This is a genomic window from Burkholderia cepacia, from assembly GCF_001039005.1.
In the GTDB taxonomy this organism is placed as follows: Bacteria; Pseudomonadota; Gammaproteobacteria; order Burkholderiales; family Burkholderiaceae; genus Burkholderia; species Burkholderia theae.
In genome coordinates, this window is record NZ_LDWR01000064.1 from 1 (window position 1) to 22673 (window position 22673).

The 22673-nt window shown below is 61.6% G+C and carries 35 protein-coding genes; 33 read left to right on the forward strand and 2 right to left on the reverse strand.

Annotated features, from left to right (window positions below; genetic code table 11):
• Nucleotides 1-308: 308 nt before the first annotated feature.
• From rpsJ to dsbD, 31 genes are all read left to right on the forward strand, one after another.
• Nucleotides 309-620, forward strand: a complete 312-nt coding sequence (gene rpsJ, locus VL15_RS32780) for a 30S ribosomal protein S10 (RefSeq protein ID WP_004199280.1) — start codon at nucleotides 309-311, stop codon at nucleotides 618-620.
• A gap of 177 nt (nucleotides 621-797) precedes the next feature.
• Nucleotides 798-1448 carry a 50S ribosomal protein L3 gene (rplC, locus tag VL15_RS32785; protein ID WP_006482922.1) on the forward strand — a complete coding sequence of 217 codons (651 nt, stop codon included), beginning with the start codon at nucleotides 798-800 and terminating at the stop codon, nucleotides 1446-1448.
• Nucleotides 1448-2068: a 50S ribosomal protein L4 gene (gene rplD, locus VL15_RS32790; RefSeq protein WP_011350675.1), complete on the forward strand. Its 621-nt coding sequence runs from the start codon at nucleotides 1448-1450 to the stop codon at nucleotides 2066-2068. The genes rplC and rplD overlap by 1 nt, the downstream gene beginning before the upstream one ends.
• On the forward strand, nucleotides 2065-2379 hold the full coding sequence (gene rplW / locus VL15_RS32795; protein ID WP_048250991.1) for a 50S ribosomal protein L23: 315 nt from the start codon (nucleotides 2065-2067) through the stop codon (nucleotides 2377-2379). The genes rplD and rplW overlap by 4 nt, the downstream gene beginning before the upstream one ends.
• Nucleotides 2380-2381: 2 nt before the next feature.
• Complete coding sequence (gene rplB, locus VL15_RS32800) at nucleotides 2382-3209, forward strand: 50S ribosomal protein L2 (protein WP_006482900.1); 828 nt, start codon at nucleotides 2382-2384, stop codon at nucleotides 3207-3209.
• A gap of 10 nt (nucleotides 3210-3219) precedes the next feature.
• A complete protein-coding gene (gene rpsS, locus VL15_RS32805; protein ID WP_004199273.1) occupies nucleotides 3220-3495 on the forward strand; it encodes a 30S ribosomal protein S19 in 276 nt (91 codons plus the stop codon).
• 12 nt (nucleotides 3496-3507) lie between these two features.
• A complete protein-coding gene (rplV, locus tag VL15_RS32810) occupies nucleotides 3508-3837 on the forward strand; it encodes a 50S ribosomal protein L22 (protein WP_004199272.1) in 330 nt (109 codons plus the stop codon).
• An 11-nt stretch (nucleotides 3838-3848) separates the two neighbouring features.
• Nucleotides 3849-4649, forward strand: a complete 801-nt coding sequence (gene rpsC, locus VL15_RS32815; RefSeq protein ID WP_006482899.1) for a 30S ribosomal protein S3 — start codon at nucleotides 3849-3851, stop codon at nucleotides 4647-4649.
• Nucleotides 4650-4651: 2 nt separating this feature from the next.
• Nucleotides 4652-5068 (forward strand): 50S ribosomal protein L16, encoded by a 417-nt coding sequence (rplP, locus tag VL15_RS32820; protein WP_006752927.1) that lies wholly within the window; start codon nucleotides 4652-4654, stop codon nucleotides 5066-5068.
• 9 nt (nucleotides 5069-5077) lie between these two features.
• Nucleotides 5078-5272, forward strand: a complete 195-nt coding sequence (gene rpmC / locus VL15_RS32825) for a 50S ribosomal protein L29 (protein WP_006400652.1) — start codon at nucleotides 5078-5080, stop codon at nucleotides 5270-5272.
• Entirely contained in the window at nucleotides 5269-5541 is a 273-nt protein-coding gene (gene rpsQ, locus VL15_RS32830) for a 30S ribosomal protein S17 (protein ID WP_047899582.1), read from the forward strand. Before rpmC ends, rpsQ begins: the two co-directional genes overlap by 4 nt.
• A gap of 309 nt (nucleotides 5542-5850) precedes the next feature.
• Nucleotides 5851-6219, forward strand: coding sequence for a 50S ribosomal protein L14 (gene rplN / locus VL15_RS32835; protein WP_006752929.1), 369 nt, complete (start codon nucleotides 5851-5853; stop codon nucleotides 6217-6219).
• A 9-nt stretch (nucleotides 6220-6228) separates the two neighbouring features.
• Complete coding sequence (rplX, locus tag VL15_RS32840; protein ID WP_006477187.1) at nucleotides 6229-6537, forward strand: 50S ribosomal protein L24; 309 nt, start codon at nucleotides 6229-6231, stop codon at nucleotides 6535-6537.
• Between the two features lie 16 nt (nucleotides 6538-6553).
• The gene (gene rplE, locus VL15_RS32845) at nucleotides 6554-7093 is read left to right on the forward strand and encodes a 50S ribosomal protein L5 (RefSeq protein ID WP_006477186.1); all 540 of its coding nucleotides are present in this window, start codon (nucleotides 6554-6556) and stop codon (nucleotides 7091-7093) included.
• Between the two features lie 7 nt (nucleotides 7094-7100).
• A complete protein-coding gene (rpsN, locus tag VL15_RS32850) occupies nucleotides 7101-7406 on the forward strand; it encodes a 30S ribosomal protein S14 (RefSeq protein ID WP_006482884.1) in 306 nt (101 codons plus the stop codon).
• A 14-nt stretch (nucleotides 7407-7420) separates the two neighbouring features.
• Nucleotides 7421-7816 carry a 30S ribosomal protein S8 gene (rpsH, locus tag VL15_RS32855; protein WP_009687199.1) on the forward strand — a complete coding sequence of 132 codons (396 nt, stop codon included), beginning with the start codon at nucleotides 7421-7423 and terminating at the stop codon, nucleotides 7814-7816.
• Nucleotides 7817-7834: 18 nt separating this feature from the next.
• Nucleotides 7835-8365 (forward strand): 50S ribosomal protein L6, encoded by a 531-nt coding sequence (rplF, locus tag VL15_RS32860; RefSeq protein WP_048250992.1) that lies wholly within the window; start codon nucleotides 7835-7837, stop codon nucleotides 8363-8365.
• A gap of 12 nt (nucleotides 8366-8377) precedes the next feature.
• Entirely contained in the window at nucleotides 8378-8743 is a 366-nt protein-coding gene (gene rplR / locus VL15_RS32865; protein WP_006477183.1) for a 50S ribosomal protein L18, read from the forward strand.
• A 14-nt stretch (nucleotides 8744-8757) separates the two neighbouring features.
• Nucleotides 8758-9276: a 30S ribosomal protein S5 gene (gene rpsE, locus VL15_RS32870; protein ID WP_006752931.1), complete on the forward strand. Its 519-nt coding sequence runs from the start codon at nucleotides 8758-8760 to the stop codon at nucleotides 9274-9276.
• 15 nt (nucleotides 9277-9291) lie between these two features.
• A complete protein-coding gene (gene rpmD, locus VL15_RS32875) occupies nucleotides 9292-9474 on the forward strand; it encodes a 50S ribosomal protein L30 (RefSeq protein WP_006400644.1) in 183 nt (60 codons plus the stop codon).
• Between the two features lie 26 nt (nucleotides 9475-9500).
• A complete protein-coding gene (gene rplO / locus VL15_RS32880; protein WP_006482880.1) occupies nucleotides 9501-9935 on the forward strand; it encodes a 50S ribosomal protein L15 in 435 nt (144 codons plus the stop codon).
• Nucleotides 9936-9977: 42 nt separating this feature from the next.
• On the forward strand, nucleotides 9978-11327 hold the full coding sequence (gene secY / locus VL15_RS32885) for a preprotein translocase subunit SecY (protein ID WP_006482915.1): 1350 nt from the start codon (nucleotides 9978-9980) through the stop codon (nucleotides 11325-11327).
• An 8-nt stretch (nucleotides 11328-11335) separates the two neighbouring features.
• A complete protein-coding gene (gene infA / locus VL15_RS32890; protein ID WP_004521905.1) occupies nucleotides 11336-11554 on the forward strand; it encodes a translation initiation factor IF-1 in 219 nt (72 codons plus the stop codon).
• A 20-nt stretch (nucleotides 11555-11574) separates the two neighbouring features.
• Nucleotides 11575-11691, forward strand: coding sequence for a 50S ribosomal protein L36 (gene rpmJ, locus VL15_RS32895; protein ID WP_004199844.1), 117 nt, complete (start codon nucleotides 11575-11577; stop codon nucleotides 11689-11691).
• A 38-nt stretch (nucleotides 11692-11729) separates the two neighbouring features.
• Nucleotides 11730-12095: a 30S ribosomal protein S13 gene (rpsM, locus tag VL15_RS32900; protein ID WP_047899584.1), complete on the forward strand. Its 366-nt coding sequence runs from the start codon at nucleotides 11730-11732 to the stop codon at nucleotides 12093-12095.
• Between the two features lie 28 nt (nucleotides 12096-12123).
• Nucleotides 12124-12525 (forward strand): 30S ribosomal protein S11, encoded by a 402-nt coding sequence (rpsK, locus tag VL15_RS32905; protein ID WP_004197937.1) that lies wholly within the window; start codon nucleotides 12124-12126, stop codon nucleotides 12523-12525.
• Between the two features lie 154 nt (nucleotides 12526-12679).
• Nucleotides 12680-13303, forward strand: a complete 624-nt coding sequence (gene rpsD, locus VL15_RS32910) for a 30S ribosomal protein S4 (RefSeq protein ID WP_048250993.1) — start codon at nucleotides 12680-12682, stop codon at nucleotides 13301-13303.
• Nucleotides 13304-13427: 124 nt separating this feature from the next.
• The gene (locus VL15_RS32915; RefSeq protein WP_006477176.1) at nucleotides 13428-14405 is read left to right on the forward strand and encodes a DNA-directed RNA polymerase subunit alpha; all 978 of its coding nucleotides are present in this window, start codon (nucleotides 13428-13430) and stop codon (nucleotides 14403-14405) included.
• A gap of 137 nt (nucleotides 14406-14542) precedes the next feature.
• Entirely contained in the window at nucleotides 14543-14938 is a 396-nt protein-coding gene (rplQ, locus tag VL15_RS32920) for a 50S ribosomal protein L17 (protein ID WP_006477175.1), read from the forward strand.
• A 201-nt stretch (nucleotides 14939-15139) separates the two neighbouring features.
• Nucleotides 15140-15466: a divalent-cation tolerance protein CutA gene (cutA, locus tag VL15_RS32925; RefSeq protein WP_048250994.1), complete on the forward strand. Its 327-nt coding sequence runs from the start codon at nucleotides 15140-15142 to the stop codon at nucleotides 15464-15466.
• A complete protein-coding gene (dsbD, locus tag VL15_RS32930) occupies nucleotides 15459-17303 on the forward strand; it encodes a protein-disulfide reductase DsbD (protein WP_048250995.1) in 1845 nt (614 codons plus the stop codon). Before cutA ends, dsbD begins: the two co-directional genes overlap by 8 nt.
• Nucleotides 17304-17460: 157 nt before the next feature.
• On the opposite strand, the gene hemB is transcribed toward dsbD, so the two are convergent.
• Together hemB and yihA are read right to left on the reverse strand one after the other, a co-directional pair.
• Complete coding sequence (gene hemB, locus VL15_RS32935) at nucleotides 17461-18459, reverse strand: porphobilinogen synthase (RefSeq protein ID WP_034209736.1); 999 nt, start codon at nucleotides 18457-18459, stop codon at nucleotides 17461-17463.
• A 253-nt stretch (nucleotides 18460-18712) separates the two neighbouring features.
• Entirely contained in the window at nucleotides 18713-19372 is a 660-nt protein-coding gene (gene yihA / locus VL15_RS32940; protein WP_048250996.1) for a ribosome biogenesis GTP-binding protein YihA/YsxC, read from the reverse strand.
• 214 nt (nucleotides 19373-19586) lie between these two features.
• On the opposite strand from yihA, the gene VL15_RS32945 reads away from it, so the two are divergent.
• Nucleotides 19587-20240, forward strand: a complete 654-nt coding sequence (locus VL15_RS32945) for a c-type cytochrome (RefSeq protein ID WP_048250997.1) — start codon at nucleotides 19587-19589, stop codon at nucleotides 20238-20240.
• 122 nt (nucleotides 20241-20362) lie between these two features.
• Nucleotides 20363-22579, forward strand: a complete 2217-nt coding sequence (locus tag VL15_RS32950; RefSeq protein ID WP_048250998.1) for a cytochrome c biogenesis protein ResB — start codon at nucleotides 20363-20365, stop codon at nucleotides 22577-22579.
• Nucleotides 22580-22673: the final 94 nt, after the last annotated feature.

A 22673-nucleotide genomic window follows, 5' to 3' on the forward strand; every position in this document is an offset into this window, starting at 1 on the left:
CGTCGCCAAGGTCATCGAGTAATATCGACGATCCGCGGATCCCGATGGGTTCCGCGATCCCGCGGTATGTAGTCGTACCGTCGAAACCGGGTGTCCAGCTTGCGCTGGCACCCGGTTTTGTTTTTGCGGTGGCCTGTTGCGCGGATCGATAAACCCGCACCACCGCTCCGGAATTTCGTGTAGAATCGCGGGCTTAGCAGTGGAAGTACTGTCCGGAACCCGATGTCTCGCTCCCCGCAGGCCTCGCGTTTCACGTTCTTTTGGTGTTCGGCGATGCAACATCGCCTCGCTCTTTTCAAGGAATCGTCATGCAGCAACAAAAAATCCGCATTCGCCTGAAGGCTTTCGACTATCGTCTGATCGATCAATCGGCAGCCGAGATCGTCGATACCGCGAAGCGGACTGGCGCAATCGTCCGTGGCCCGGTGCCGCTGCCGACGCGCATTCAGCGTTTTGACATCCTGCGTTCGCCGCACGTCAACAAGACGTCGCGCGATCAGCTCGAAATCCGCACCCACCAGCGCCTGATGGACATCGTCGATCCGACCGACAAGACGGTTGACGCGCTGATGAAGCTCGATCTGCCGGCTGGCGTCGACGTGGAAATCAAGCTGCAGTAAGGCTTCCAGCGCCGATCGGCTTGCCGGGCGGCGCTAAGTCTTTGATTGCTTGCGGAAAACGAAGAATCGGGCTATACTGCTTGGCTTTTCGCGTATTCGCGTAAAAAAGTTGGGCCTTGCGTGCCTGGCATTTTGTAAATCAGCCCCGACCAATCGCAGTCGGGAATGGAGAAAATGATGAGCCTTGGACTCGTAGGTCGCAAGGTTGGCATGACCCGTATCTTCACGGCGGAAGGGGATTCGATTCCCGTCACCGTGCTGGACGTGTCGGACAACCGCGTGACGCAGATCAAGACTGTTGAAACCGACGGCTACACGGCCGTGCAGGTTGCATTCGGCTCCCGCCGCGCATCGCGCGTGACGAAGCCGCTGGCAGGTCATCTCGCCAAAGCCGGTGTCGAAGCCGGTGAAATCCTCAAGGAATTCCGCATTGACGCGGCCAAGGCAGCCGAGCTGTCGAATGGCGCCGTGGTCGGTGCAGATCTTTTCGAAGTAGGCCAGAAGGTCGACGTGCAAGGCGTGTCGATCGGTAAGGGCTACGCCGGTACGATCAAGCGTTACAACTTCTCCTCCGGCCGTGCTACGCACGGTAACTCGCGCTCGCACAACGTGCCGGGTTCGATCGGTATGGCGCAGGATCCGGGTCGCGTGTTCCCGGGTAAACGCATGACGGGTCACATGGGTGATGTGACGGTGACGGTGCAGAACCTCGAAATCGCGCGTATCGACGCAGAGCGCAAGCTGCTGCTCGTCAAGGGTGCGATTCCGGGCGCGAAGGGTGGCAAGGTTTTTGTCACGCCGGCCGTCAAGACCAAGGGGGCGAAATAATGGAACTCAAGCTCCTGAACGAAAATGGTCAGGAAGGTGCAGTGGTCAACGCATCGGACGTCGTGTTCGGTCGTGACTACAACGAAGCGCTGATCCACCAGGTCGTCGTCGCTTACCAGGCGAATGCTCGCCAGGGTAACCGCGCGCAGAAGGACCGCGAGCAGGTCAAGCACACCACCAAGAAGCCGTGGCGTCAGAAGGGTACGGGCCGCGCTCGTGCCGGTATGTCGTCGAGCCCGTTGTGGCGTGGCGGTGGTCGTATCTTCCCGAATTCGCCGGAAGAAAACTTCTCGCACAAGGTCAACAAGAAGATGCATCGCGCAGGTCTCTGCTCGATCTTCTCGCAGCTGGCCCGTGAAGGCCGTCTGTCGGTTGTCGAGGACATCATCCTCGAAGCGCCGAAGACCAAGCTGCTGGCCGAAAAATTCAAGACCATGGGTCTCGACTCCGTGCTGATCATTACCGACACGGTCGACGAAAACCTGTACCTGGCTTCGCGCAACCTGCCGCACGTGGCAATTGTCGAGCCGCGCTACGCTGACCCGCTGTCGCTGATCTACTTCAAGAAAGTCCTGGTCACGAAGGCTGCGGTCGCCCAGATCGAGGAGTTGCTGTCATGAGCGAGATTCGCAAGAACGATCATCGTTTGATGCAGGTCCTGCTCGCACCGGTGATCTCGGAAAAGGCGACGCTGGTTGCCGACAAGAACGAGCAAGTCGTGTTCGAAGTCGCGCCGGATGCCACGAAGCAGGAAGTGAAGGCGGCTGTCGAGCTGCTGTTCAAGGTTGAGGTTAACTCCGTCAACGTGCTGGTTCAGAAGGGCAAGCAGAAACGCTTTGGCCGTTCGATGGGCCGCCGCAAGGACGTGAAGAAGGCGTACGTTTGCCTGAAGCCCGGCCAGGAAATCAACTTTGAAGCGGAGGCCAAGTAATCATGGCAATCGTTAAAGTTAAGCCGACTTCGCCGGGTCGCCGCGCGATGGTCAAGGTGGTCAACAAGAATCTGCACCAGGGCAAGCCGTTCGCGGCACTGCTCGACTCGCAGAGCTCGACCGCCGGCCGTAACAACAACGGCCGCATCACCACGCGCCATAAGGGCGGTGGTCACAAGCAGCACTATCGTATCGTCGATTTCCGTCGCACGAAGGATGGCATCCCGGCAAAGGTCGAGCGTCTCGAGTACGACCCGAACCGTAGCGCGAACATCGCGCTGGTGCTCTACGCAGACGGCGAGCGTCGCTACATCATCGCCCCGAAGGGCCTGACCGTCGGCCAACAGCTGATGTCGGGTTCGGAAGCGCCGATCCGTGCAGGCAACACGCTGCCGATCCGCAACATTCCGGTCGGTACGACGATCCACTGCATCGAGATGCTGCCGGGCAAGGGCGCGCAAATGGCGCGTTCGGCTGGCACGTCGGCCATGCTGCTGGCACGTGAAGGCGTCTACGCGCAGGTTCGTCTGCGTTCGGGCGAAATCCGTCGCGTGCACATCGAGTGCCGTGCAACGATCGGTGAAGTCGGCAACGAAGAGCATAGCCTGCGCCAGATCGGCAAGGCTGGCGCGAACCGCTGGCGCGGTATCCGCCCGACGGTGCGTGGCGTTGCGATGAACCCGGTTGATCACCCGCACGGTGGTGGTGAGGGCAAGACGGCTGCAGGTCGCGACCCGGTGAGCCCGTGGGGTACGCCGGCTAAGGGTTATCGCACCCGCAGCAACAAGCGCACGACGACGATGATCGTCCAGCGCCGTCACAAGCGTTAAGGAGTAGGCAATGGCACGTTCTGTTAAAAAAGGTCCGTTCTGCGACGCCCATTTGCTGAAGAAAGTTGAGGCGGCTGCAGCTTCGCGCGACAAAAAGCCGATCAAGACCTGGTCGCGTCGCTCGACGATTCTGCCGGATTTCATCGGCCTGACGATCGCTGTTCACAACGGCCGTCAACACGTTCCGGTGTACATCTCGGAAAACATGGTCGGCCACAAGCTTGGCGAGTTCGCACTGACCCGTACGTTCAAGGGTCACGCAGCCGACAAGAAGGCCAAGAAATAAGGGGCAATCAAGATGGAAGTGAAAGCAATTCATCGCGGTGCCCGCATCTCGGCGCAAAAAACGCGCCTTGTGGCTGACCAGATCCGCGGTTTGCCGGTCGACAAGGCGCTGAACGTTCTGACGTTCTCGCCGAAGAAGGCGGCTGGCATCGTGAAGAAGGTTGTGCTGTCGGCAATCGCGAATGCGGAGCACAACGAAGGCGCCGATATCGACGAGCTCAAGATCAAGAGCATCTACGTCGATAAGGCTGCATCGCTCAAGCGTTTCACCGCGCGCGCCAAGGGCCGCGGTAACCGCATCGAGAAGCAATCCTGTCACATCACTGTGACGGTCGGGAATTAAGGAGCCATACGATGGGACAGAAAATTCATCCGACTGGCTTCCGCCTGGCTGTCAGCCGCAATTGGGCTTCGCGTTGGTACGCGAACAACAACAATTTCGCGGCGATGCTTCAGGAAGACATCGGTGTTCGTGAGTACCTGAAGAAGAAGCTGAAGAACGCTTCGGTCGGTCGGGTTGTCATCGAGCGTCCGGCAAAGAACGCGCGCATCACGATTTACAGCTCGCGTCCGGGCGTGGTCATCGGCAAGAAGGGCGAGGATATCGAACAGCTGAAGACGGAACTGCAACGCCGCATGGGCGTGCCGGTTCACGTCAACATCGAAGAGATCCGCAAGCCGGAAACCGATGCGCAACTGATCGCTGACTCGATCACGCAACAGCTCGAGCGCCGGATCATGTTCCGCCGCGCGATGAAGCGTGCGATGCAGAACGCGATGCGTCTGGGTGCCCAGGGCATCAAGATCATGAGCGCGGGCCGTCTGAACGGTATCGAAATCGCCCGTACGGAGTGGTATCGCGAAGGTCGCGTTCCGCTTCACACGCTGCGCGCCGACATCGACTACGCGACTTCGGAAGCGAAGACGACCTACGGGATCATCGGCGTCAAGGTGTGGGTGTACAAGGGCGACACGCTCGGCCGCAACGACGCGCCGGTGGTGGAAGAAGTAGCCGAAGACAAGCGTCCGCGTCGCAATGCGCGTCCGGGCGACCGTCGTCCGCGCCGTGACGGCGAAGGCGGTGCTCCGGGTGCTCGCCGTGGCGCACCGCGCCGTGGCGCCGGCAAGCCCGAAGACGGCAAGACTGGAGAATAACGATGCTGCAACCGAAACGCAGGAAGTATCGTAAAGAGCAGAAGGGTCGTAACACCGGCAAGGCGACGCGCGGCAACGCAGTGTCGTTCGGTGATTTCGGCCTGAAGGCGATCGGTCGCGGTCGTTTGACCGCACGTCAAATTGAAGCGGCGCGTCGTGCAATGACGCGTCACATCAAGCGTGGCGGCCGCATCTGGATCCGGATTTTCCCGGACAAGCCGATTTCGCAGAAGCCGGCCGAAGTGCGTATGGGTAACGGTAAGGGTAACCCTGAGTACTACGTCGCCGAGATTCAGCCGGGCAAGATGCTCTATGAAATGGACGGCGTCACCGAAGAACTGGCACGCGAAGCGTTCCGTCTGGCTGCAGCCAAGCTGCCGCTGAAGACGGCGTTCATCGTGCGCCAGCTCGGCGCCTAAGGAGAAAATATGAAGGCTTCCGAACTTCTCCAGAAAGACCAGGCCGCGCTCAACAAGGAGCTGGCGGACCTGCTGAAGGCGCAATTCGGCCTGCGCATGCAACTCGCGACCCAGCAGCTCACTAACACGAGCCAGCTGAAGAAGGTTCGTCGCGACATCGCACGTGTGCGGACCGTCATGACTCAGAAGGCGAACCAGAAATGAACGATAGCGTGAAAACCTCGCTGAAGCGGACGCTGGTCGGTCGGGTCGTCAGCAACAAGATGGACAAGACCGTCACCGTGCTGATCGAGCACCGCGTCAAGCACCCGATCTACGGCAAGTATGTCGTGCGTTCGAAGAAGTACCACGCGCACGATGAAGCGAACACCTGCAACGAAGGCGATCTCGTCGAAATCCAGGAAACTCGTCCTGTTTCGAAGACGAAGGCCTGGGCAGTGTCGCGCCTCGTCGAAGCAGCTCGCGTCATCTAAGCGGGCAGTGCAGTAGGCAGCAACAGGCACTTCTCCACGAAGTGCTTGAAATCGCAAAGTTTTTGCTTGCGTGACCAGGATTATTTGTTATAATCCTGGTCTTCCCTCTTTATGGGAGCCCCGTCGCGGGCGAAGTTGGTGGGGGAAGCGGACTGGCGCCAGCCTGTCTGAAAGATTCACCGAATTGCGATGGCGGGTTTCGTTTGCCGTCGCTGCTGTTCCAACCCAAGCAGCCGATTGGCTGACGGGACCAAGACTGACCGAATGCATCATGGTGGTGCATCCGGATTAAGTTGGGAAAGACAAACCATGATCCAGACCGAATCTCGGCTCGAAGTAGCCGACAACACGGGTGCACGTGAAGTCATGTGCATCAAGGTGCTCGGCGGCTCGAAGCGTCGTTATGCCGGCATTGGCGACATCATCAAGGTGACCGTCAAAGAGGCAACGCCGCGCGGGCGCGTGAAGAAAGGCGAAATTTACAATGCCGTGGTGGTTCGCACCGCCAAGGGCGTTCGCCGTCAAGACGGCTCGCTGATCAAGTTCGACGGCAACGCCGCTGTGCTTTTGAATAACAAGCTCGAGCCGATCGGCACCCGTATCTTCGGGCCGGTGACGCGTGAGCTGCGTAGCGAACGATTCATGAAGATCGTTTCGCTTGCGCCGGAAGTGCTGTAAGGAGTCGCGATGAACAAGATTCGCAAGGGTGACGAAGTGATCGTCGTCACCGGCAAGGACAAGGGCAAGCGCGGCGTCGTGCTGGCTGTCGGTGCTGAACATGTGACGGTTGAAGGTATCAACCTCGTCAAGAAGCATGTGAAGCCGAACCCGATGAAGGGTACGACGGGCGGCGTGGAAGCGAAGACGATGCCCCTGCATATTTCGAACGTCGCACTGGTCGACGCGAATGGCAAGGCGTCGCGTGTTGGCATCAAGGTCGAGGAAGGCAAGAAGGTTCGCTTCCTGAAGACGACCGGTGCCGTACTGAGCGCCTGACGCAGCGGAGTAAAAAATGGCTCGTTTTCAAGAGTTTTACAAAGAAAAGGTTGTGCCCGGCCTGATCGAGAAGTTCGGTTACAAGTCGGTCATGGAAGTGCCGCGCATCACCAAGATCACGCTGAACATGGGTCTTGGCGAAGCGATCGCTGACAAGAAGATCATCGAGAACGCCGTTGGCGACCTCACGAAGATCGCTGGTCAGAAGCCGGTCGTGACGAAGGCACGCAAGGCAATCGCAGGTTTCAAGATTCGTCAGGGCTACCCGATCGGCGCGATGGTGACGCTGCGCGGCCAGGCAATGTACGAATTCCTCGATCGCTTCGTGACCGTCGCCCTGCCCCGCGTGCGTGACTTCCGTGGTGTGTCGGGTCGTGCTTTCGATGGCCGTGGCAACTACAACATCGGTGTGAAAGAGCAGATCATTTTCCCCGAAATCGATTACGACAAGATCGACGCACTGCGTGGGCTGAACATCAGCATCACGACGACTGCGAAGACCGACGACGAAGCAAAGGCTCTGCTCGCCAGCTTCAAGTTCCCGTTCAGAAACTGAGGTTACCGTGGCTAAACTGGCACTGATCGAACGTGAAAAGAAGCGCGCCCGCCTGGTCGCGAAGTTCGCAGCAAAGCGCGAAGCGCTGAAGGCGATCGTCGAAGACCAAAGCAAGTCGGAAGAAGAGCGCTACGAAGCACGCCTGGAGCTGCAGCAACTGCCCCGCAACGCAAACCCGACCCGCCAGCGTAACCGCTGCGCGATCACGGGCCGTCCGCGTGGCACGTTCCGTAAATTCGGCCTCGCGCGTAACAAGATTCGTGAAATCGCATTCCGTGGCGAGATTCCTGGCCTGACCAAGGCGAGCTGGTAATAGGAGAAACGTAAATGAGCATGAGTGATCCTATCGCCGATATGCTGACTCGCATCCGCAACGCGCAGATGGTCGAGAAGGTATCGGTCGCGATGCCCTCGTCGAAGGTCAAGGTTGCAATCGCGCAAGTCCTGAAGGACGAAGGTTATATCGACGATTTCGCGGTGAAGAGCGAAGGCGCAAAGGCTGAACTGAATATCGCGCTGAAGTACTACGCTGGCCGTCCGGTCATCGAACGCCTCGAGCGCGTGTCGAAGCCTGGCCTGCGCGTCTACCGCGGTCGTAACGACATTCCGCAGGTCATGAATGGCCTCGGCGTGGCAATCGTGTCGACGCCCAAGGGCGTGATGACCGACCGCAAGGCGCGCGCTACCGGCGTCGGCGGCGAAGTCATCTGCTACGTCGCTTAAAGCCGAGGAGAGAGAAACATGTCTCGAGTAGGTAAGAGCCCGATCGCGCTGCAAGGCGCGGAAGTCAAGCTGGCCGACGGTGCAGTCACCGTCAAGGGCCCGCTGGGCACCATCACGCAAGCGATCAATCCGCTCGTGAACGTGGCGAACAACGACGGCACGCTGAATCTGTCGCCGGTCGACGAAAGCCGCGAAGCAAATGCACTGTCGGGCACGATGCGCGCGATCATCGCGAATGCCGTGCACGGCGTGACCAAGGGTTTCGAGCGCAAGCTGACGCTGGTTGGCGTCGGTTACCGTGCACAAGCGCAAGGCGACAAGCTGAACCTGTCGCTGGGTTTCTCGCACCCGGTGGTGCACCAGATGCCGGAAGGCGTCAAGGCTGAAACCCCGACGCAAACCGAAATCGTGATCAAGGGGATCAACAAGCAACAAGTCGGTCAAGTGGCTGCGGAAGTCCGCGGTTACCGTCCGCCGGAGCCCTACAAGGGCAAGGGCGTGCGCTATTCCGACGAGGTTGTGATCCTCAAAGAAACGAAGAAGAAGTAAGGGTGCGCAATCATGGATAAGACTCAATCTCGCCTGCGCCGCGCTCGCCAGACGCGTATCAAGATCGCTGAGCTGCAGGTCGCGCGTCTCGCCGTGCATCGCACGAATACGCATATCTACGCTCAAGTGTTCTCGCCCTGCGGCACCAAGGTGCTCGCCAGTGCGTCGACGCTCGAAGCAGAAGTGCGCGCAGAGCTCGCCGACAAGTCGGGCAAGGGCGGCAACGTTAATGCTGCGACGCTGATCGGCAAGCGTATTGCCGAGAAGGCAAAGGCCGCCGGCATCGAATCCGTCGCCTTCGACCGCTCGGGCTTCCGCTACCATGGCCGCGTCAAGGCGCTGGCTGAGGCAGCTCGCGAAGCTGGGCTCAAGTTCTAAGGAAGGAATTCGTCATGGCAAAGATGCAAGCGAAAGTTCAGGCTGACGAACGCGACGACGGCCTTCGTGAAAAGATGATTTCGGTCAACCGCGTGACCAAGGTCGTGAAGGGTGGCCGTATTCTCGGCTTCGCCGCACTGACCGTGGTTGGCGACGGCGATGGCCGCATCGGTATGGGCAAGGGCAAGGCGAAGGAAGTGCCGGTCGCTGTCCAGAAGGCAATGGAACAAGCTCGCCGCAACATGTTCAAGGTGCCGCTCAAGAACGGCACGCTGCAGCACGAAGTGCACGGCAAGCACGGCGCTTCGGCCGTCCTCCTCGCTCCGGCGAAGGCAGGTACGGGCGTGATCGCCGGCGGCCCGATGCGCGCAGTGTTCGACGTGATGGGCGTTCAGAACGTCGTGGCGAAGAGCCACGGTTCGACGAACCCGTACAACCTCGTTCGCGCCACGCTGGACGGCCTGCGCAAGCAGTCCACCCCGGCAGACATCGCGGCGAAGCGCGGCAAGTCCGTCGAAGATATTTTGGGCTAAGCCCGGGTGGTCACCATGTCTGAAAAAACTGTCAAGGTTCAGCTCGTTAAGAGCCTGATCGGGACCCGCGAATCGCACCGCGCGACCGTGCGTGGCCTGGGCCTGCGCCGACTCAACTCGGTTAGCGAGCTGCAGGACACGCCGGCGGTCCGCGGCATGATCAACAAGGTCTCGTACCTCGTTAAGGTCATCGCGTAAGCGGCCCTACGGATCAAGGAGTTGATATGGAATTGAATAACCTGAAGCCGGCCGCTGGCGCCAAGCACGCCAAGCGTCGCGTCGGTCGTGGCATCGGTTCGGGCCTCGGCAAGACGGCTGGCCGTGGTCACAAGGGTCAGAAATCGCGTTCGGGCGGCTTCCACAAAGTCGGTTTCGAAGGCGGTCAGATGCCGCTGCAACGTCGTCTGCCGAAGCGCGGTTTCACGTCGCTGACGAAGGAATTCGTCGGTGAAGTGCGCCTGGGCGACCTCGAGAAGCTGCCGGTCGATGAGATCGATCTGCTCGCACTGAAGCAAGCCGGCCTGGTCGGCGAGCTGACGAAGAGCGCAAAGATCATCGCGACGGGCGAACTGAAGCGCAAGATCGTCGTGAAGGGTCTCGGTGCCACCAAGGGTGCGCGCGCTGCGATCGAAGCGGCTGGCGGTTCGTTCGCCGAGTGACACGCGTAGCGCGTCGTCACTTGCATTCATCGGAGAAGGTACTTGGCTAACAGCCCGAGTCTTGCAAAACCCGGTCGAAGCACGGCGAAATTCGGCGATCTGCGTCGGCGAGCGATGTTCCTGCTCCTGGCGCTGATCGTCTATCGCATCGGCGCGCACATTCCCGTGCCGGGCATCGATCCGGATCAACTGGCTAAGCTGTTCCAGAGCCAGGCGGGGGGCATCCTGGGCATGTTCAACATGTTCTCGGGTGGCGCACTTTCCCGCTTCACGATCTTTGCGCTGGGGATCATGCCGTATATTTCGGCGTCGATCATCATGCAGTTGCTGGCGATTGTCTCGCCGCAGCTCGAGGCGCTGAAGAAGGAAGGGCAGGCAGGGCAACGGAAGATCACGCAGTACACGCGGTATTTCACCGTGGTGCTCGCGACCTTCCAGGCATTCGGTATCGCGGCTGCGCTGGAAAACCAGCCGGGCCTCGTCACCGATCCCGGCATGCTGTTCCGACTGACGACGGTCGTGACGCTGGTTACTGGCACGATGTTCCTGATGTGGCTCGGTGAGCAGATTACCGAGCGTGGTCTGGGCAACGGTATCTCGATCATCATCTTCGGCGGGATCGCAGCAGGGTTCCCGAATGCCGTCGGTGGGTTGTTCGAGCTGGTGCGTACGGGTTCGATGAGCATCATTTCGGCGATCATCATCGTCGTTCTGATTGCCGCGGTGACTTACCTGGTCGTGTTCATCGAACGCGGTCAGCGCAAGATCCTCGTGAACTACGCGAAGCGCCAGGTCGGTAACAAGATCTACGGCGGGCAGTCGTCGCACCTGCCGCTGAAGCTGAACATGTCGGGCGTGATTCCGCCGATCTTCGCATCGTCGATCATCCTGTTCCCGGCAACGATTCTCGGCTGGTTCAGTACCGGTCAGCCGACGGGAAGCTGGATTTCCAATACGTTGCATAACGTTGCGGAAGCGCTGAAGCCGGGCCAGCCGGTCTATGTGCTGCTGTACACGCTGGCAATCGTGTTTTTCTGCTTCTTCTACACCGCACTGGTGTTCAATAGCAGGGAGACCGCAGACAACCTGAAGAAGAGCGGCGCGTTTGTTCCGGGCATTCGTCCGGGCGATCAGACCGCACGATATATCGACCGCATCCTCACGCGTCTGACGCTGGCCGGTGCGATCTACATCGTCTTCGTGTGTCTGCTGCCGGAATTCCTGGTGCTGCGCTGGAACGTGCCGTTTTATTTTGGTGGAACGTCGCTGCTGATCATTGTCGTCGTCACGATGGACTTTATGGCGCAGGTGCAGTCGTACGTTATGTCGCAACAGTATGAGTCACTGCTCAAGAAGGCGAACTTCAAGGGCGGCAACATCCCGATGCGTTAAACAGGACTATGGCCAAAGACGATGTAATCCAGATGCAGGGTGAGGTGATCGAAAACCTCCCGAATGCGACCTTCCGTGTGAAGCTGGAAAACGGCCATGTCGTATTGGGGCATATTTCCGGAAAGATGCGGATGCACTACATCCGCATTCTCCCGGGCGACAAGGTGACGGTTGAGTTGACGCCTTACGATCTGTCTCGTGCGCGGATCGTGTTCCGGGCGAAGTGATTTGAAAAAAGGGTATTATCATGAAAGTGATGGCATCGGTTAAGCGCATTTGCCGCAATTGCAAGATCATCAAGCGCAAAGGCGTCGTTCGCGTGATCTGCAGCTCGGATCCGCGCCACAAGCAGCGCCAAGGCTGACCGCGCGTTTGTTTGCGCTTTTTGTTTGAGGAAAAACAATGGCTCGTATCGCAGGGGTTAACATCCCGAATCACCAGCATACCGAGATTGGCCTGACGGCAATCTTCGGTGTCGGCCGCACGCGCTCGCGCAGCATCTGCGCGGCAGCTGGCGTGGAATTCTCGAAGAAGGTCAAGGACCTGACCGACGCAGATCTCGAAAAGCTGCGTGAAGAAGTGGGCAAGTTTGTCGTCGAAGGCGATCTGCGCCGTGAAGTGACGATGAACATCAAGCGCCTGATGGACCTCGGTTGCTACCGTGGTGTCCGTCATCGCAAGGGCCTGCCGATGCGCGGTCAGCGTACGCGTACGAACGCACGTACTCGCAAGGGTCCGCGTCGTGCAGCGCAAGCGCTGAAGAAGTAAGCGGAACTGACAGTTACAGGAAAACGTAATGGCTAAGGCTTCGAACACCGCGGCGCAACGCGTACGCAAGAAGGTTAAGAAGAACGTCGCTGAAGGCGTGGTTCACGTTCACGCGTCGTTCAACAACACGATCATCACGATCACCGATCGCCAAGGCAACGCACTGGCATGGGCGACGTCGGGCGGCCAGGGCTTCAAGGGCTCGCGCAAATCGACGCCGTTCGCTGCTCAGGTCGCAGCCGAGTCGGCAGGTCGCGTCGCGATGGAATACGGCGTGAAGAATCTGGAAGTGCGGATCAAGGGCCCGGGCCCGGGTCGCGAGTCGGCAGTGCGCGCACTGCACGGCCTCGGCATCAAGATCACCGCGATTTCGGACGTCACCCCGATTCCGCACAACGGCTGCCGCCCGCCGAAGCGTCGTCGTATCTAAGAATGTGCTGGCACGTTCGTGCTAGCGCATTGCCTGTCGCCGCGTAGCGTCGACGGGCTGTGCTTTTTTGATTGACTAAGCCCACCGTTCGCCCCAAAGGGAGCGGACTAGCGCGGATTTCGGTTCGCGTGACTGATTGATAAAGGAATGCAAAGTGGCACGTTATATCGGCCCCAAAGCCAAGCTGTCCCGCCGTGAAGGCACCGACCTGTTCCTGAAGAGCGCGCGCCGCTCGCTCGCCGACAAGTGCAAGCTCGACAGCAAGCCGGGTCAGCACGGCCGTACCTCGGGCGCTCGTACGTCCGACTACGGTACGCAGCTGCGCGAAAAGCAGAAGGTCAAGCGCATTTACGGCGTGCTGGAGCGTCAGTTCCGCCGCTACTTCGCCGAAGCCGACCGCCGCAAGGGCAACACGGGTGAAAACCTGCTGCAACTGCTCGAGTCGCGCCTCGACAACGTCGTGTATCGCATGGGCTTCGGCTCGACCCGCGCTGAAGCGCGTCAGCTGGTGAGCCACAAGTCGATCACCGTGAACGGCGTCGTCGCGAACGTCCCGTCGCAGCAAGTGAAGGCGGGTGACATCGTCGCGATCCGCGAAAAGGCGAAGAAGCAAGCGCGTATCGTCGAATCGCTGTCGCTGGCCGAGCAAGGCGGCATGCCGAGCTGGGTTGCAGTCGATGCGAAGAAGTTCGAAGGTACGTTCAAGCAAATGCCGGAACGCGCTGACATCGCAGGCGACATCAACGAAAGCCTGATCGTCGAATTGTATTCGCGTTAATCCGATTGACGGCCGAGGTACCCCGATTGCGTTGCGCAAGGAGGGGCCTCGGCTGTTTATTTTCTGGTTGTTACCGGTCAGCCTTATCGGTGTAACGAGCCGAGGGTATTGAAAAGGAAAGCCCATGCAAACCAGTTTGCTGAAACCCAAGATCATCGCCGTGGAATCGCTTGGCGAGAACCACGCGAGGGTGGTCATGGAACCGTTCGAACGCGGTTACGGCCATACCTTGGGCAATGCGCTTCGCCGCGTGCTGCTGTCGTCGATGGTTGGCTACGCGCCGACCGAAGTCACGATCGCCGGCGTGGTGCACGAGTACTCGACGCTTGATGGCGTGCAAGAGGACGTCGTCAACCTGCTGCTGAACCTGAAGGGCGTGGTGTTCAAGCTGCATAACCGCGACGAAGTGACGGTTACGCTGCGCAAGGAAGGTGAAGGCGTTGTCACGGCCGGCGATATCGAGCTGGCTCACGATTGCGAAGTCATCAACCCGAATCACGTGATCGCGCATCTGTCGAAGGGCGGCAAGCTCGACGTTCAGATCAAGATCGAGAAGGGTCGTGGTTATGTGCCCGGCAACGTTCGTCGCTACGGCGAAGATACGGCCAAGATCATCGGCCGCATCGTGCTCGACGCATCGTTCTCGCCGGTTCGCCGCGTGAGCTACGCTGTCGAAAGCGCACGTGTCGAGCAACGTACCGATCTCGACAAGCTCGTGATGAACATCGAGACGAGCGGCGTGATCACGCCGGAAGAAGCGATCCGTCAATCGGCCCGCATCCTGGTCGACCAGTTGTCCGTGTTCGCGGCGCTGGAAGGCACGGAAACGGCCGCCGAGGCGCCGTCGCGTGCACCGCAGATCGATCCGATCCTGCTGCGTCCGGTGGACGATCTCGAGCTGACGGTTCGTTCGGCGAACTGCCTGAAGGCCGAGAACATCTACTACATCGGCGACCTGATCCAGCGCACGGAAAACGAGCTGCTGAAGACGCCGAACCTCGGTCGCAAGTCGCTCAACGAGATCAAGGAAGTGCTCGCTTCGCGCGGTCTCACGCTGGGCATGAAGCTCGAGAACTGGCCGCCGGCTGGTCTCGACAAGTAAGCCCGGTTGTAGCTGTAGTTGGCAAAGATGCGGATTTTCCTTTAAAATCCGCATCTTGCTTTTTTCGCTACCGGCCCGTGCACCCTTCGAGGTGCGATAGAAGAGCTGGATCAAAACTTTGAATCAAGGAAACTGAAATGCGCCATCGTCATGGTCTGCGGAAACTGAACCGCACGAGCAGCCACCGTCTGGCTATGCTCCGTAACATGTCCAACTCGCTGATCGAGCACGAAGTCATCAAGACGACGCTGCCGAAGGCGAAGGAACTCCGTAAAGTCGTCGAGCCGCTGATCACGCTCGGCAAGAAGCCGTCGCTGGCAAACCGTCGCCTGGCGTTCAACCGCCTGCGCGATCGTGACTCGGTGGCGAAGCTGTTCGACGTGCTCGGTCCGCGTTTCGCGAACCGTCCGGGCGGCTACCTGCGCGTGCTGAAGTTCGGCTTCCGCGTTGGTGACAACGCACCGATGGCACTGGTCGAGCTGCTCGATCGTCCGGAAGTCGACGAAACGGAAAACGTGCAAGAAGCTGAATAAGCTTCCGGTACGCAGCAGTATCTGAAAGGGGCCGAGCAATTGCTTGGCCCTTTTTGTTTTTGAGGCGCCGGCTGCGATCGATTGTCGCAGGCCGGCGCCGGCAGCGTTGCGCGGGCTGCGCTACGATACGGGGCAGCCGGCGTGGTTCCTGCGGGGCAACCCGTGTCGGCAGAAGCCGGTAGACCAGCCAGGAGGGCGCGGATGATAGTGGTGCTGATGCTGACGACGGTGCCCGATGCGGCGACGGCCGCGGCGCTCTCCGACGGCGCGCTCGATGCGCGGCTTGCCGCGTGCGTGTCGGAGCTCGGTGCGATCAAGTCGCGCTATCACTGGCAGGGCAAGGTCGAAACGGCCGACGAGATCCAGTTGCTGTTCAAGACGAGCCCCGTGCGGGCGCTCGAACTGGAGCGATTTATTCTCGCGCATCATCCTTACGAGACGCCCGAAATCGTCTCCTGGCAGTCGACGGCTTCGGCCGCGTACGGTCAGTGGGTGACCAGCGAAACTCAACGTCTATTTCATGTTTAACGGTATGGCGCTTTCCGTGCGCGTGCGCGCGCTGCGGTTCCTTGCAGTCCTGTTGTCGTTCGTGCTCGTGCTGGGCGGCCTGTCGGTCGCGCGCGCGGCCGACGATTTCCTCGATCCGTCGGTTGCGTTCAAGTTCAGTGCGAGCGAATCGCCGGGACAGGTGGACGTGCACTTCAAGGTTGCCAGCGGCTATTACCTGTACCGCGAGCGGTTCGCGTTCGCGGTGAAGAGCGGACAGGCGACGCTCGGCGAGCCGCAATTCCCTGCCGGCCACGTGAAGTTCGACCAGACGTTCCAGAAGAACGTCGAGACCTATCGTGACGAAGTCGTGGTGCACGTGCCCGTCAAGCAGGCGTCGGGGCCGTTCGAGCTCGCGGTGACGTCGCAGGGGTGCGCGGACGAGGGGATCTGCTATCCGCCGGCCGAGCACGTGGTGAAGGTCGATGGCGCCGCGCTCGGCGCCGCGTCGTCGTCCGGTGAAGCGGCTGCCTCGGGCAGCTGGTTCGACAAGGTCACGAGCGCCGATTTCGCGCAGTCGCTGCTCGAAGGGCAGGGCTTCTTCACGATCATCGCACTGTATTTCGTCGCGGGCGTCGTGCTGAGCCTCTTGCCGTGTTCGTACCCGATGATTCCGATCGTGTCCGCGATCATCATCGGCCAGGGCACGCGCGCGACGCATGCGCGCGGCTTCGCGCTGTCGCTGACCTATGTGGTCGGCATGGCGCTGGTCTATACGGTGCTCGGCATCGCCGCGGCACTGGTCGGCCAGAGCCTCGGCGCGTGGCTGCAGAACCCGTGGGTGCTCGGCGCGTTCGGCGTGCTGCTCGCCGCGTTCGCGGTGTCGCTGATTTCGGGCAAGGACATCGCGCTGCCCGCGCGCTGGCAGAACGGCGCGTCCGAGGCATCGAGCGCGCGCCAGGGCGGCCACTTCATTGCGGTCGCCGCGATGGGCGCATTGTCGGCGCTGGTCGTCGGCGCGTGCATGACGGCACCGCTGTTCGCGGTACTCGCATTCATTGCGCACACCGGCAATGCGCTGCTCGGCGGTGCGGCGCTGTTCGCGATGGGGCTGGGGCTCGGCGTGCCGCTGCTCGTCGTCGGCGTCGGCGCCGGAACGGTGCTGCCGCGCGCGGGCGCATGGATGGATGGCGTGAAGGTGTTCTTCGGCATTGTGCTGCTCGCGGCTGCGCTGTGGATCGTGTGGCCGGTGCTGGCTGGCGGGCTGAAGATGGTGCTCGCCGCGTTGTGGTTGCTTATCGCCGCCGCGGCCCTCGGCCTGTTCACGCCGAATGCCGGCGCCGCGTCGATCTGGCGCCGCCTCGGCCGCGGTGTAGGCGCCGCACTCGCGATCTGGGCAGCGACGCTGCTCGTCGGCCTGGCCGCCGGATCGACCGATCCGGTCAAGCCGCTGGCCGTGCTCGCGGCGCGCACGGTTGCGTCGGGCGGTACTGCGGCGGCTGGCGCGGCTGCGCAGGATGGCCCCGCGTTCGCATCGGTGCGCTCCAGTGGCGAACTCGACGCGCTGTTGAAGACGTCGGGCCAGCCCGTCATGCTCGACTTCTACGCCGACTGGTGCGTGAGCTGCAAGGAGATGGAGCATCTGACGTTTACCGACGCGCGTGTGCAGGCGCGGCTCGCGCAGCTTCATCTCGTGCGCGCGGACGTCACCGCGAACAACCCGGACGACCAGGCGCTGCTCAAGCGCTTCAACCTGTTCGGGCCGCCGGGCATCATCTTCTTCGATCGCAGCGGCAACGAGATCGGGCGCGTGGTCGGCTATCAGGCGGCCGAGACGTTCCTGCGCAGTCTCGATCGGGCCGCAGTCCCGACGGTATGACGATGCCCACCGGGCGCGTGCCGGCGGCGCAACGGGGCGCTCGCGCAGCATGAGCTGACGGCTCGGCGCCGACAGGCGGCCTCGATCGGCGACCAACAAAAAAACGGCGGAACACCGAGGTGTCCCGCCGTTTTTCTTTCCGCCTGCCGGTGCGCGATCAGCGTTGCGCTTTCAGCAGACGCGCGGCGTCGAGCGCGAAGTACGTGAGCACGCCGTCGGCGCCCGCCCGCTTGAACGCGAGCAGCGATTCGAGCACGACCTTGTCGTGGTCGAGCCAGCCGTTCATCGCGGCGGCCTTCAGCATCGCGTATTCGCCGCTCACCTGATACACGTAGGTCGGGAAGCGGAACTCGTCCTTCACGCGGCGCACGATGTCGAGATACGGCATGCCGGGCTTGACCATCACCATGTCGGCGCCTTCGTCGATGTCGAGGCGCACTTCGCGCAGCGCTTCGTCGCTGTTCGCCGGATCCATCTGGTAGGTCATCTTGTTGCCCTTGCCCAGGTTGGACGCCGAGCCGACCGCGTCGCGGAACGGGCCGTAGAACGCCGACGCGAACTTGGCCGAATACGCCATGATGCGCGTATGGATATGGCCGTCGCTTTCCAGCATTTCGCGAACCGCGCCGATGCGGCCGTCCATCATGTCGGACGGCGCGACGATGTCGACGCCGGCTTCAGCCTGCGCACGCGCCTGATCGACCAGGATCTCGATCGTGTCGTCGTTGATCACATAGCCGTTCTCGTCGAGCACGCCGTCCTGGCCGTGGCTCGTGTACGGATCGAGCGCAACGTCGGTCAGCACGCCGAGCTCGGGGAAGCGCTTCTTCAGCTCGCGTACCGCGCGCGGGATCAGGCCTTCCGGATTGGCTGCCTCGCGGCCGTCAGGCGTTTTCAGCGACGGCTCGATGGCCGGGAACAGCGACAACACGGGCACGCCGAGTTCGACGCATTGCTCGGCGACATGCATCAGCAGATCGACGGACACGCGCTCGACGCCAGGCATCGACGGCACTGGCTGCCGTTCGTTGGTGCCTTCGACGACGAACACCGGATAGATCAGGTCGTCGGTGGTCAGGCGATTTTCGCGCATCAGGCGGCGGGAGAAGTCGTCGCGGCGCATCCGGCGCGGACGATGAAGCGGATGGAAGCTCATGGCGATTGGACAGAAATCAGGGCAGTAAGGACCTTACGGAACCCTTAGGTGATTTTTGGGAGCGTTGGTATATGATAGCGATCGAGCGGCACGCGTTGCGTGTTGCTCCCCGCTTCTCCTCCCTGAGCGGGTGCCTGTCGTTTTTCGATTAGGCTGTTTGACCCGCCGTTAAACGGCGGGTTTTTTTATGAGCCGGCCGAATCCGCAGGCGCCGTCAGGTGCGCGCCGCCGATCCCGGCCGCGCGTTGCCCGATCATTGTGCTACAGGCTCGATTTCTTCGTCGGCGACGGACGGCCGCACCCAGCTCTCGATCAGTTCATGTGCCTCGTCGAGCCCCGTGCGCTTCAATGCGGAGAACAGCTGGACCGTCAGCTTGCCCTGAACGCCCTGGTCGCGATACGCATCGAGCCCCTTTTGCGTGGTCCGTAGCGCATTGATGCTTTCCTGCCGCGTCAATTTGTCGCACTTCGTCAGCAGCGTGTGGATCGGCTTGCCGGTCGGCGTGAACCACTCGATCATGCGGCGATCGAGGTCGGTCAGCGGACGGCGCGAATCCATCATCAGGATCAGGCCGCAGAGCTGCGAGCGGGTCGCGAGATAGGACGACAGCAGCATTTCCCAGTGCGCCTTTGCGGCGCCGGGCACTTCCGCGTAGCCGTAGCCGGGCAGGTCGACGATGTTCGCGACGGGCTCGGCGGCGGGGCCGACGGAGAAGTAGTTGATATGCTGCGTGCGGCCGGGGGTCTTCGACGCGAAGGCCAGCCGCTTCTGGTTGCACAGCACGTTGATCGCCGTCGACTTGCCGGCATTCGAGCGGCCCGCGAACGCGATTTCCGGCTGCACCGTCGGCGGCAGGTCGCGCAGATGGTTGACGGTCGTGTAGAAGCGGGCTTGATGGAGCAGAAAGGCCATGGGAACCGGAAGGACGGGCGGCGCGAGCCGCTTGGTGGAGGCGGGGTAGCCCCGATAGGCGCGGGGGCTTTCAACACGATATTGTACAATACGGCGGTTTTACCGAAGGCCACCGGGCGCCTGCCTCGCGCTTTTATGCGGCTTCTGCGGTAGACTGAACGCCGTCGTTTTTTGCAGAACCTCAAATTCCCACAAGACGAAACAGGGTGTGCGAATGAATCGACTGTGCAAGTCTCTGATGGTGCTTCAGGTTGCAGCAGGGTTCGTAGGTTTCGTAGCAGAGGCAAACGCGGCGGATGCGGCAAAGCCGGATCTCGACCGTGGCAAGGCGATTGCCGGACAGGTCTGCGCGTCGTGTCACGGCGCCGACGGCAATAGCGCGTCGGGCAGTTTCCCGAAGCTTGCCGGCCAGCATCCCGAATATCTGGTCAAGCAGTTGAACGACTTCAAGACGCAGCCGGGCGCGAAGGGGCCGGTGCGGTCCAACGCGGTGATGGTCGGGTTCGCGAGTGCGTTGAGCGCGGACGACATGCGCAACGTCGCCGCGTACTACGGGTCGCAGGCCACGAAGCTCGGCACCGCGCGCGATGCGGCGACCGTGCCGATCGGCCAGAAGATCTACCGCGGCGGCCTCGCGGAGAAGGGCGTGCCCGCCTGTGCGAGCTGCCACGGGCCGACAGGGCAGGGAATCCCGGTCCAGTACCCGCGTCTGTCGGGGCAATGGGCCGATTACACGGTCGCGCAGTTGACCGCGTTCCAGCAGGGCGCCGGCGCGCGTTATAACAACGAGGCGATGCATCAGATCGCGACGCGTCTGTCGGACAACGAGATCAAGGCCGTCGCGGATTACATCGCGGGTCTGCGTTGATCGGTCAGCCGCGAATCGAATGACCGGGCGCCCGAAGGGCGGCCGGAGTCAGAACAAGAAAAGGGTGGGGCGCCGCACCGTTGCGGTCGCCTTGCCCTTTTTTGTTGTCAGTCGGAGTTTGAATGAGCGTTACCACGTCGGGGTTGCAGTCGAAGTCGGGCCAGAGTGCATCGAAGCGCGCGATCGAGCTATTGAGCTCGATGCGTTTCGCGATTGCGCTGCTGGTGGTGCTGTCGATCGCGAGCATCATCGGCACGGTCCTGACCCAGGACGATCCGTATCCGAACTACGTGAACCAGTTCGGGCCGTTCTGGGCGGACATCTTCCGCTCGCTCGGCCTGTACAACGTGTACAGCGCGTGGTGGTTCATGCTGATCCTGATCTTCCTCGTCACGTCGATCTCGCTGTGCGTGATCCGCAACGCGCCGAAGATGCTCGCCGATGCGAAGAGCTGGAAGGACAAGGTCCGTGAAGGCAGCCTGCGCGCGTTCCACCACAAGGCCGAATACACGGCTTCCGGCACGCGCGCGACCGTGGCGGCGACGCTCGCCGCGTTCGTCGCCAAGGCCGGCTACAAGCACGTCGTGCGTGAAACCGACGGCGCGACGCTGATCTCCGCGAAGCGCGGCGCGATGACCAAGTGGGGCTACATTTCCGCGCACTTGGCGATCGTGGTGATCTGTATCGGCGGCCTGCTCGACAGCAACCTGCCGATCAAATTCCAGATGTGGATGTTCGGCAAGAGCCCGGTCAACACGAGCGCGACGATCAGCGAGATCTCGCCCGACCATCGCCTGTCCGCGTCGAACCCGACGTTCCGCGGTTATGCGTGGGTGCCCGAAGGCCAGTTCGTGTCGACGGCGATCCTGAACCAGCCGAGCGGCTCGCTGATCCAGGACCTGCCGTTCTCGATCCAGCTCAACAAGTTCATCGTCGACTACTACACGACGGGCATGCCGAAGCTGTTCGCGAGCGACATCGTCGTGATCGATCGCGAGACCGGCCAGAAGATCCCGGCGCGCGTCGAGGTCAACAAGCCGTTCACGTACAAGGGCGTGTCGATCTACCAGTCGAGCTTCCAGGACGGCGGCTCGCAGATGCAGATGACGGCCTATCCGATGACGGGCGGCAACCCGAAGACGTTCCCCGTGCAGGGCACGATCGGCAGTTCGGCGCCGCTGCAGATGCCGGGCGCCGACGGCGACACGATCGAATTCTCCGATTTCCGCGCGATCAACGTCGAAAACATGGCCGACGCAAACGGCAAGCCGGACGTGCGCGGCGTCGCGAAGACGGAGTCGCTGAAGGAGGCGTTCGACGAACGGCTCGGCTCCGGCGCGAAGACCTCGAAGCCGACGCAGCTCCACAACATCGGCCCGTCCGTGCAGTACAAGATCCGCGGCAAGGACGGCCAGGCGCGCGAATTCAACAACTACATGCTGCCCGTCGACATGAACGGCGAGCGCGTGTTCCTCGCCGGCGTGCGCGCGAGCCCGAACGATCCGTTCCGCTACATGCGGATTCCGGCCGACAGCCAGGATTCGATCGGCGAGTGGATGCGCCTGCGCGCCGCGCTCGAGGATCCGGCCGTGCGCGCCGAAGCCGCCGCGCGCTTCGCACAGCGTTCGCTGCCGGGCACCGACGCATCGCTGCGCAGCCGCCTGCAGGACAGCGCATCGAAGGTGCTGACCCTGTTTGCTGCAAGCGACGACAGTGGCGGCCGCGGCGCCGACGGCCAGCCGGTCGGCGGCTTCCAGGCCGTGGCGACGTTCATCGACCGCTCGGTGCCGAAGGCCGAGCAGGAGAAGGCCGCGAGCCTGCTGCTGCGGATGCTCGAGGGCTCGATGTGGGAGGTCTGGCAGATCTCGCGCGAGCGCGCCGGCGAGCCGGCTGCCCAGCAGGGCACCGACACGATCCGCTTCGTGCAGAACGCGATCAATGCGCTATCCGACAGCTTTCTGTATGGATCGCCCGTCTATTTACAGCTTGACTCATTCAAGCAGGTGCAAGCTTCGGTATTTCAGTTGACGCGCGCACCCGGAAAGAATCTGGTGTATCTTGGCAGCCTGCTGCTGGTCGCCGGCATCTTCTCGATGTTCTACGTGCGCGAGCGGCGCCTCTGGTTCTGGCTCAAGGATGCCGGTTCGGGCGTCGATGTGGTGATGGCGATGTCCACGGCTCGCAAGACCTTCGATTTCGAGAAAGAATTCGTGCAGACGCGCGACGCGGCCGGCGTTGCCTTGCGCGCCGCACCTCGCGACGCCGCGCCCGCCCGTGCGGCATCGGCGGCCCGCTCGCCTGCCGGCGGCGGTTCCGATTCCGAGAATTCCACCCGGTAACATCATGGATCTCACGCAAGTTTCCTCTTCCCATACGGCGTCGGCCCAGGCTCCGATTTCGTCGCCGCTGTTCGACGACCGTCCGTTCCTCGCG

Bases quoted from the DNA above. Each gene is read 5' to 3' on its own strand.
- VL15_RS32915 (WP_006477176.1), top strand. From the start codon at position 13,428: ATGCAAACCAGTTTGCTGAAACCCAAGATCATCGCCGTGGAATCGCTT.
- rplR (WP_006477183.1), top strand. From the start codon at position 8,378: ATGGATAAGACTCAATCTCGCCTGCGCCGCGCTCGCCAGACGCGTATC.
- rplN (WP_006752929.1), top strand. From the start codon at position 5,851: ATGATCCAGACCGAATCTCGGCTCGAAGTAGCCGACAACACGGGTGCA.
- yihA (WP_048250996.1), bottom strand. From the start codon at position 19,372: ATGGCCTTTCTGCTCCATCAAGCCCGCTTCTACACGACCGTCAACCAT.
- rpsE (WP_006752931.1), top strand. From the start codon at position 8,758: ATGGCAAAGATGCAAGCGAAAGTTCAGGCTGACGAACGCGACGACGGC.
- rplX (WP_006477187.1), top strand. From the start codon at position 6,229: ATGAACAAGATTCGCAAGGGTGACGAAGTGATCGTCGTCACCGGCAAG.
- infA (WP_004521905.1), top strand. From the start codon at position 11,336: ATGGCCAAAGACGATGTAATCCAGATGCAGGGTGAGGTGATCGAAAAC.
- rpsK (WP_004197937.1), top strand. From the start codon at position 12,124: ATGGCTAAGGCTTCGAACACCGCGGCGCAACGCGTACGCAAGAAGGTT.
- rpmD (WP_006400644.1), top strand. From the start codon at position 9,292: ATGTCTGAAAAAACTGTCAAGGTTCAGCTCGTTAAGAGCCTGATCGGG.
- rpsC (WP_006482899.1), top strand. From the start codon at position 3,849: ATGGGACAGAAAATTCATCCGACTGGCTTCCGCCTGGCTGTCAGCCGC.
- rpsQ (WP_047899582.1), top strand. From the start codon at position 5,269: ATGAACGATAGCGTGAAAACCTCGCTGAAGCGGACGCTGGTCGGTCGG.
- rpsH (WP_009687199.1), top strand. From the start codon at position 7,421: ATGAGCATGAGTGATCCTATCGCCGATATGCTGACTCGCATCCGCAAC.
- VL15_RS32945 (WP_048250997.1), top strand. From the start codon at position 19,587: ATGAATCGACTGTGCAAGTCTCTGATGGTGCTTCAGGTTGCAGCAGGG.
- hemB (WP_034209736.1), bottom strand. From the start codon at position 18,459: ATGAGCTTCCATCCGCTTCATCGTCCGCGCCGGATGCGCCGCGACGAC.
- rpsM (WP_047899584.1), top strand. From the start codon at position 11,730: ATGGCTCGTATCGCAGGGGTTAACATCCCGAATCACCAGCATACCGAG.
- rpsJ (WP_004199280.1), top strand. From the start codon at position 309: ATGCAGCAACAAAAAATCCGCATTCGCCTGAAGGCTTTCGACTATCGT.
- dsbD (WP_048250995.1), top strand. From the start codon at position 15,459: ATGTTTAACGGTATGGCGCTTTCCGTGCGCGTGCGCGCGCTGCGGTTC.
- rplP (WP_006752927.1), top strand. From the start codon at position 4,652: ATGCTGCAACCGAAACGCAGGAAGTATCGTAAAGAGCAGAAGGGTCGT.
- rplO (WP_006482880.1), top strand. From the start codon at position 9,501: ATGGAATTGAATAACCTGAAGCCGGCCGCTGGCGCCAAGCACGCCAAG.
- rplQ (WP_006477175.1), top strand. From the start codon at position 14,543: ATGCGCCATCGTCATGGTCTGCGGAAACTGAACCGCACGAGCAGCCAC.
- rplC (WP_006482922.1), top strand. From the start codon at position 798: ATGAGCCTTGGACTCGTAGGTCGCAAGGTTGGCATGACCCGTATCTTC.
- rpmJ (WP_004199844.1), top strand. From the start codon at position 11,575: ATGAAAGTGATGGCATCGGTTAAGCGCATTTGCCGCAATTGCAAGATC.
- VL15_RS32950 (WP_048250998.1), top strand. From the start codon at position 20,363: ATGAGCGTTACCACGTCGGGGTTGCAGTCGAAGTCGGGCCAGAGTGCA.
- rpsS (WP_004199273.1), top strand. From the start codon at position 3,220: ATGGCACGTTCTGTTAAAAAAGGTCCGTTCTGCGACGCCCATTTGCTG.
- rplF (WP_048250992.1), top strand. From the start codon at position 7,835: ATGTCTCGAGTAGGTAAGAGCCCGATCGCGCTGCAAGGCGCGGAAGTC.
- rplW (WP_048250991.1), top strand. From the start codon at position 2,065: ATGAGCGAGATTCGCAAGAACGATCATCGTTTGATGCAGGTCCTGCTC.
- rplV (WP_004199272.1), top strand. From the start codon at position 3,508: ATGGAAGTGAAAGCAATTCATCGCGGTGCCCGCATCTCGGCGCAAAAA.
- rplE (WP_006477186.1), top strand. From the start codon at position 6,554: ATGGCTCGTTTTCAAGAGTTTTACAAAGAAAAGGTTGTGCCCGGCCTG.
- rpmC (WP_006400652.1), top strand. From the start codon at position 5,078: ATGAAGGCTTCCGAACTTCTCCAGAAAGACCAGGCCGCGCTCAACAAG.
- rplB (WP_006482900.1), top strand. From the start codon at position 2,382: ATGGCAATCGTTAAAGTTAAGCCGACTTCGCCGGGTCGCCGCGCGATG.
- cutA (WP_048250994.1), top strand. From the start codon at position 15,140: ATGATAGTGGTGCTGATGCTGACGACGGTGCCCGATGCGGCGACGGCC.
- rplD (WP_011350675.1), top strand. From the start codon at position 1,448: ATGGAACTCAAGCTCCTGAACGAAAATGGTCAGGAAGGTGCAGTGGTC.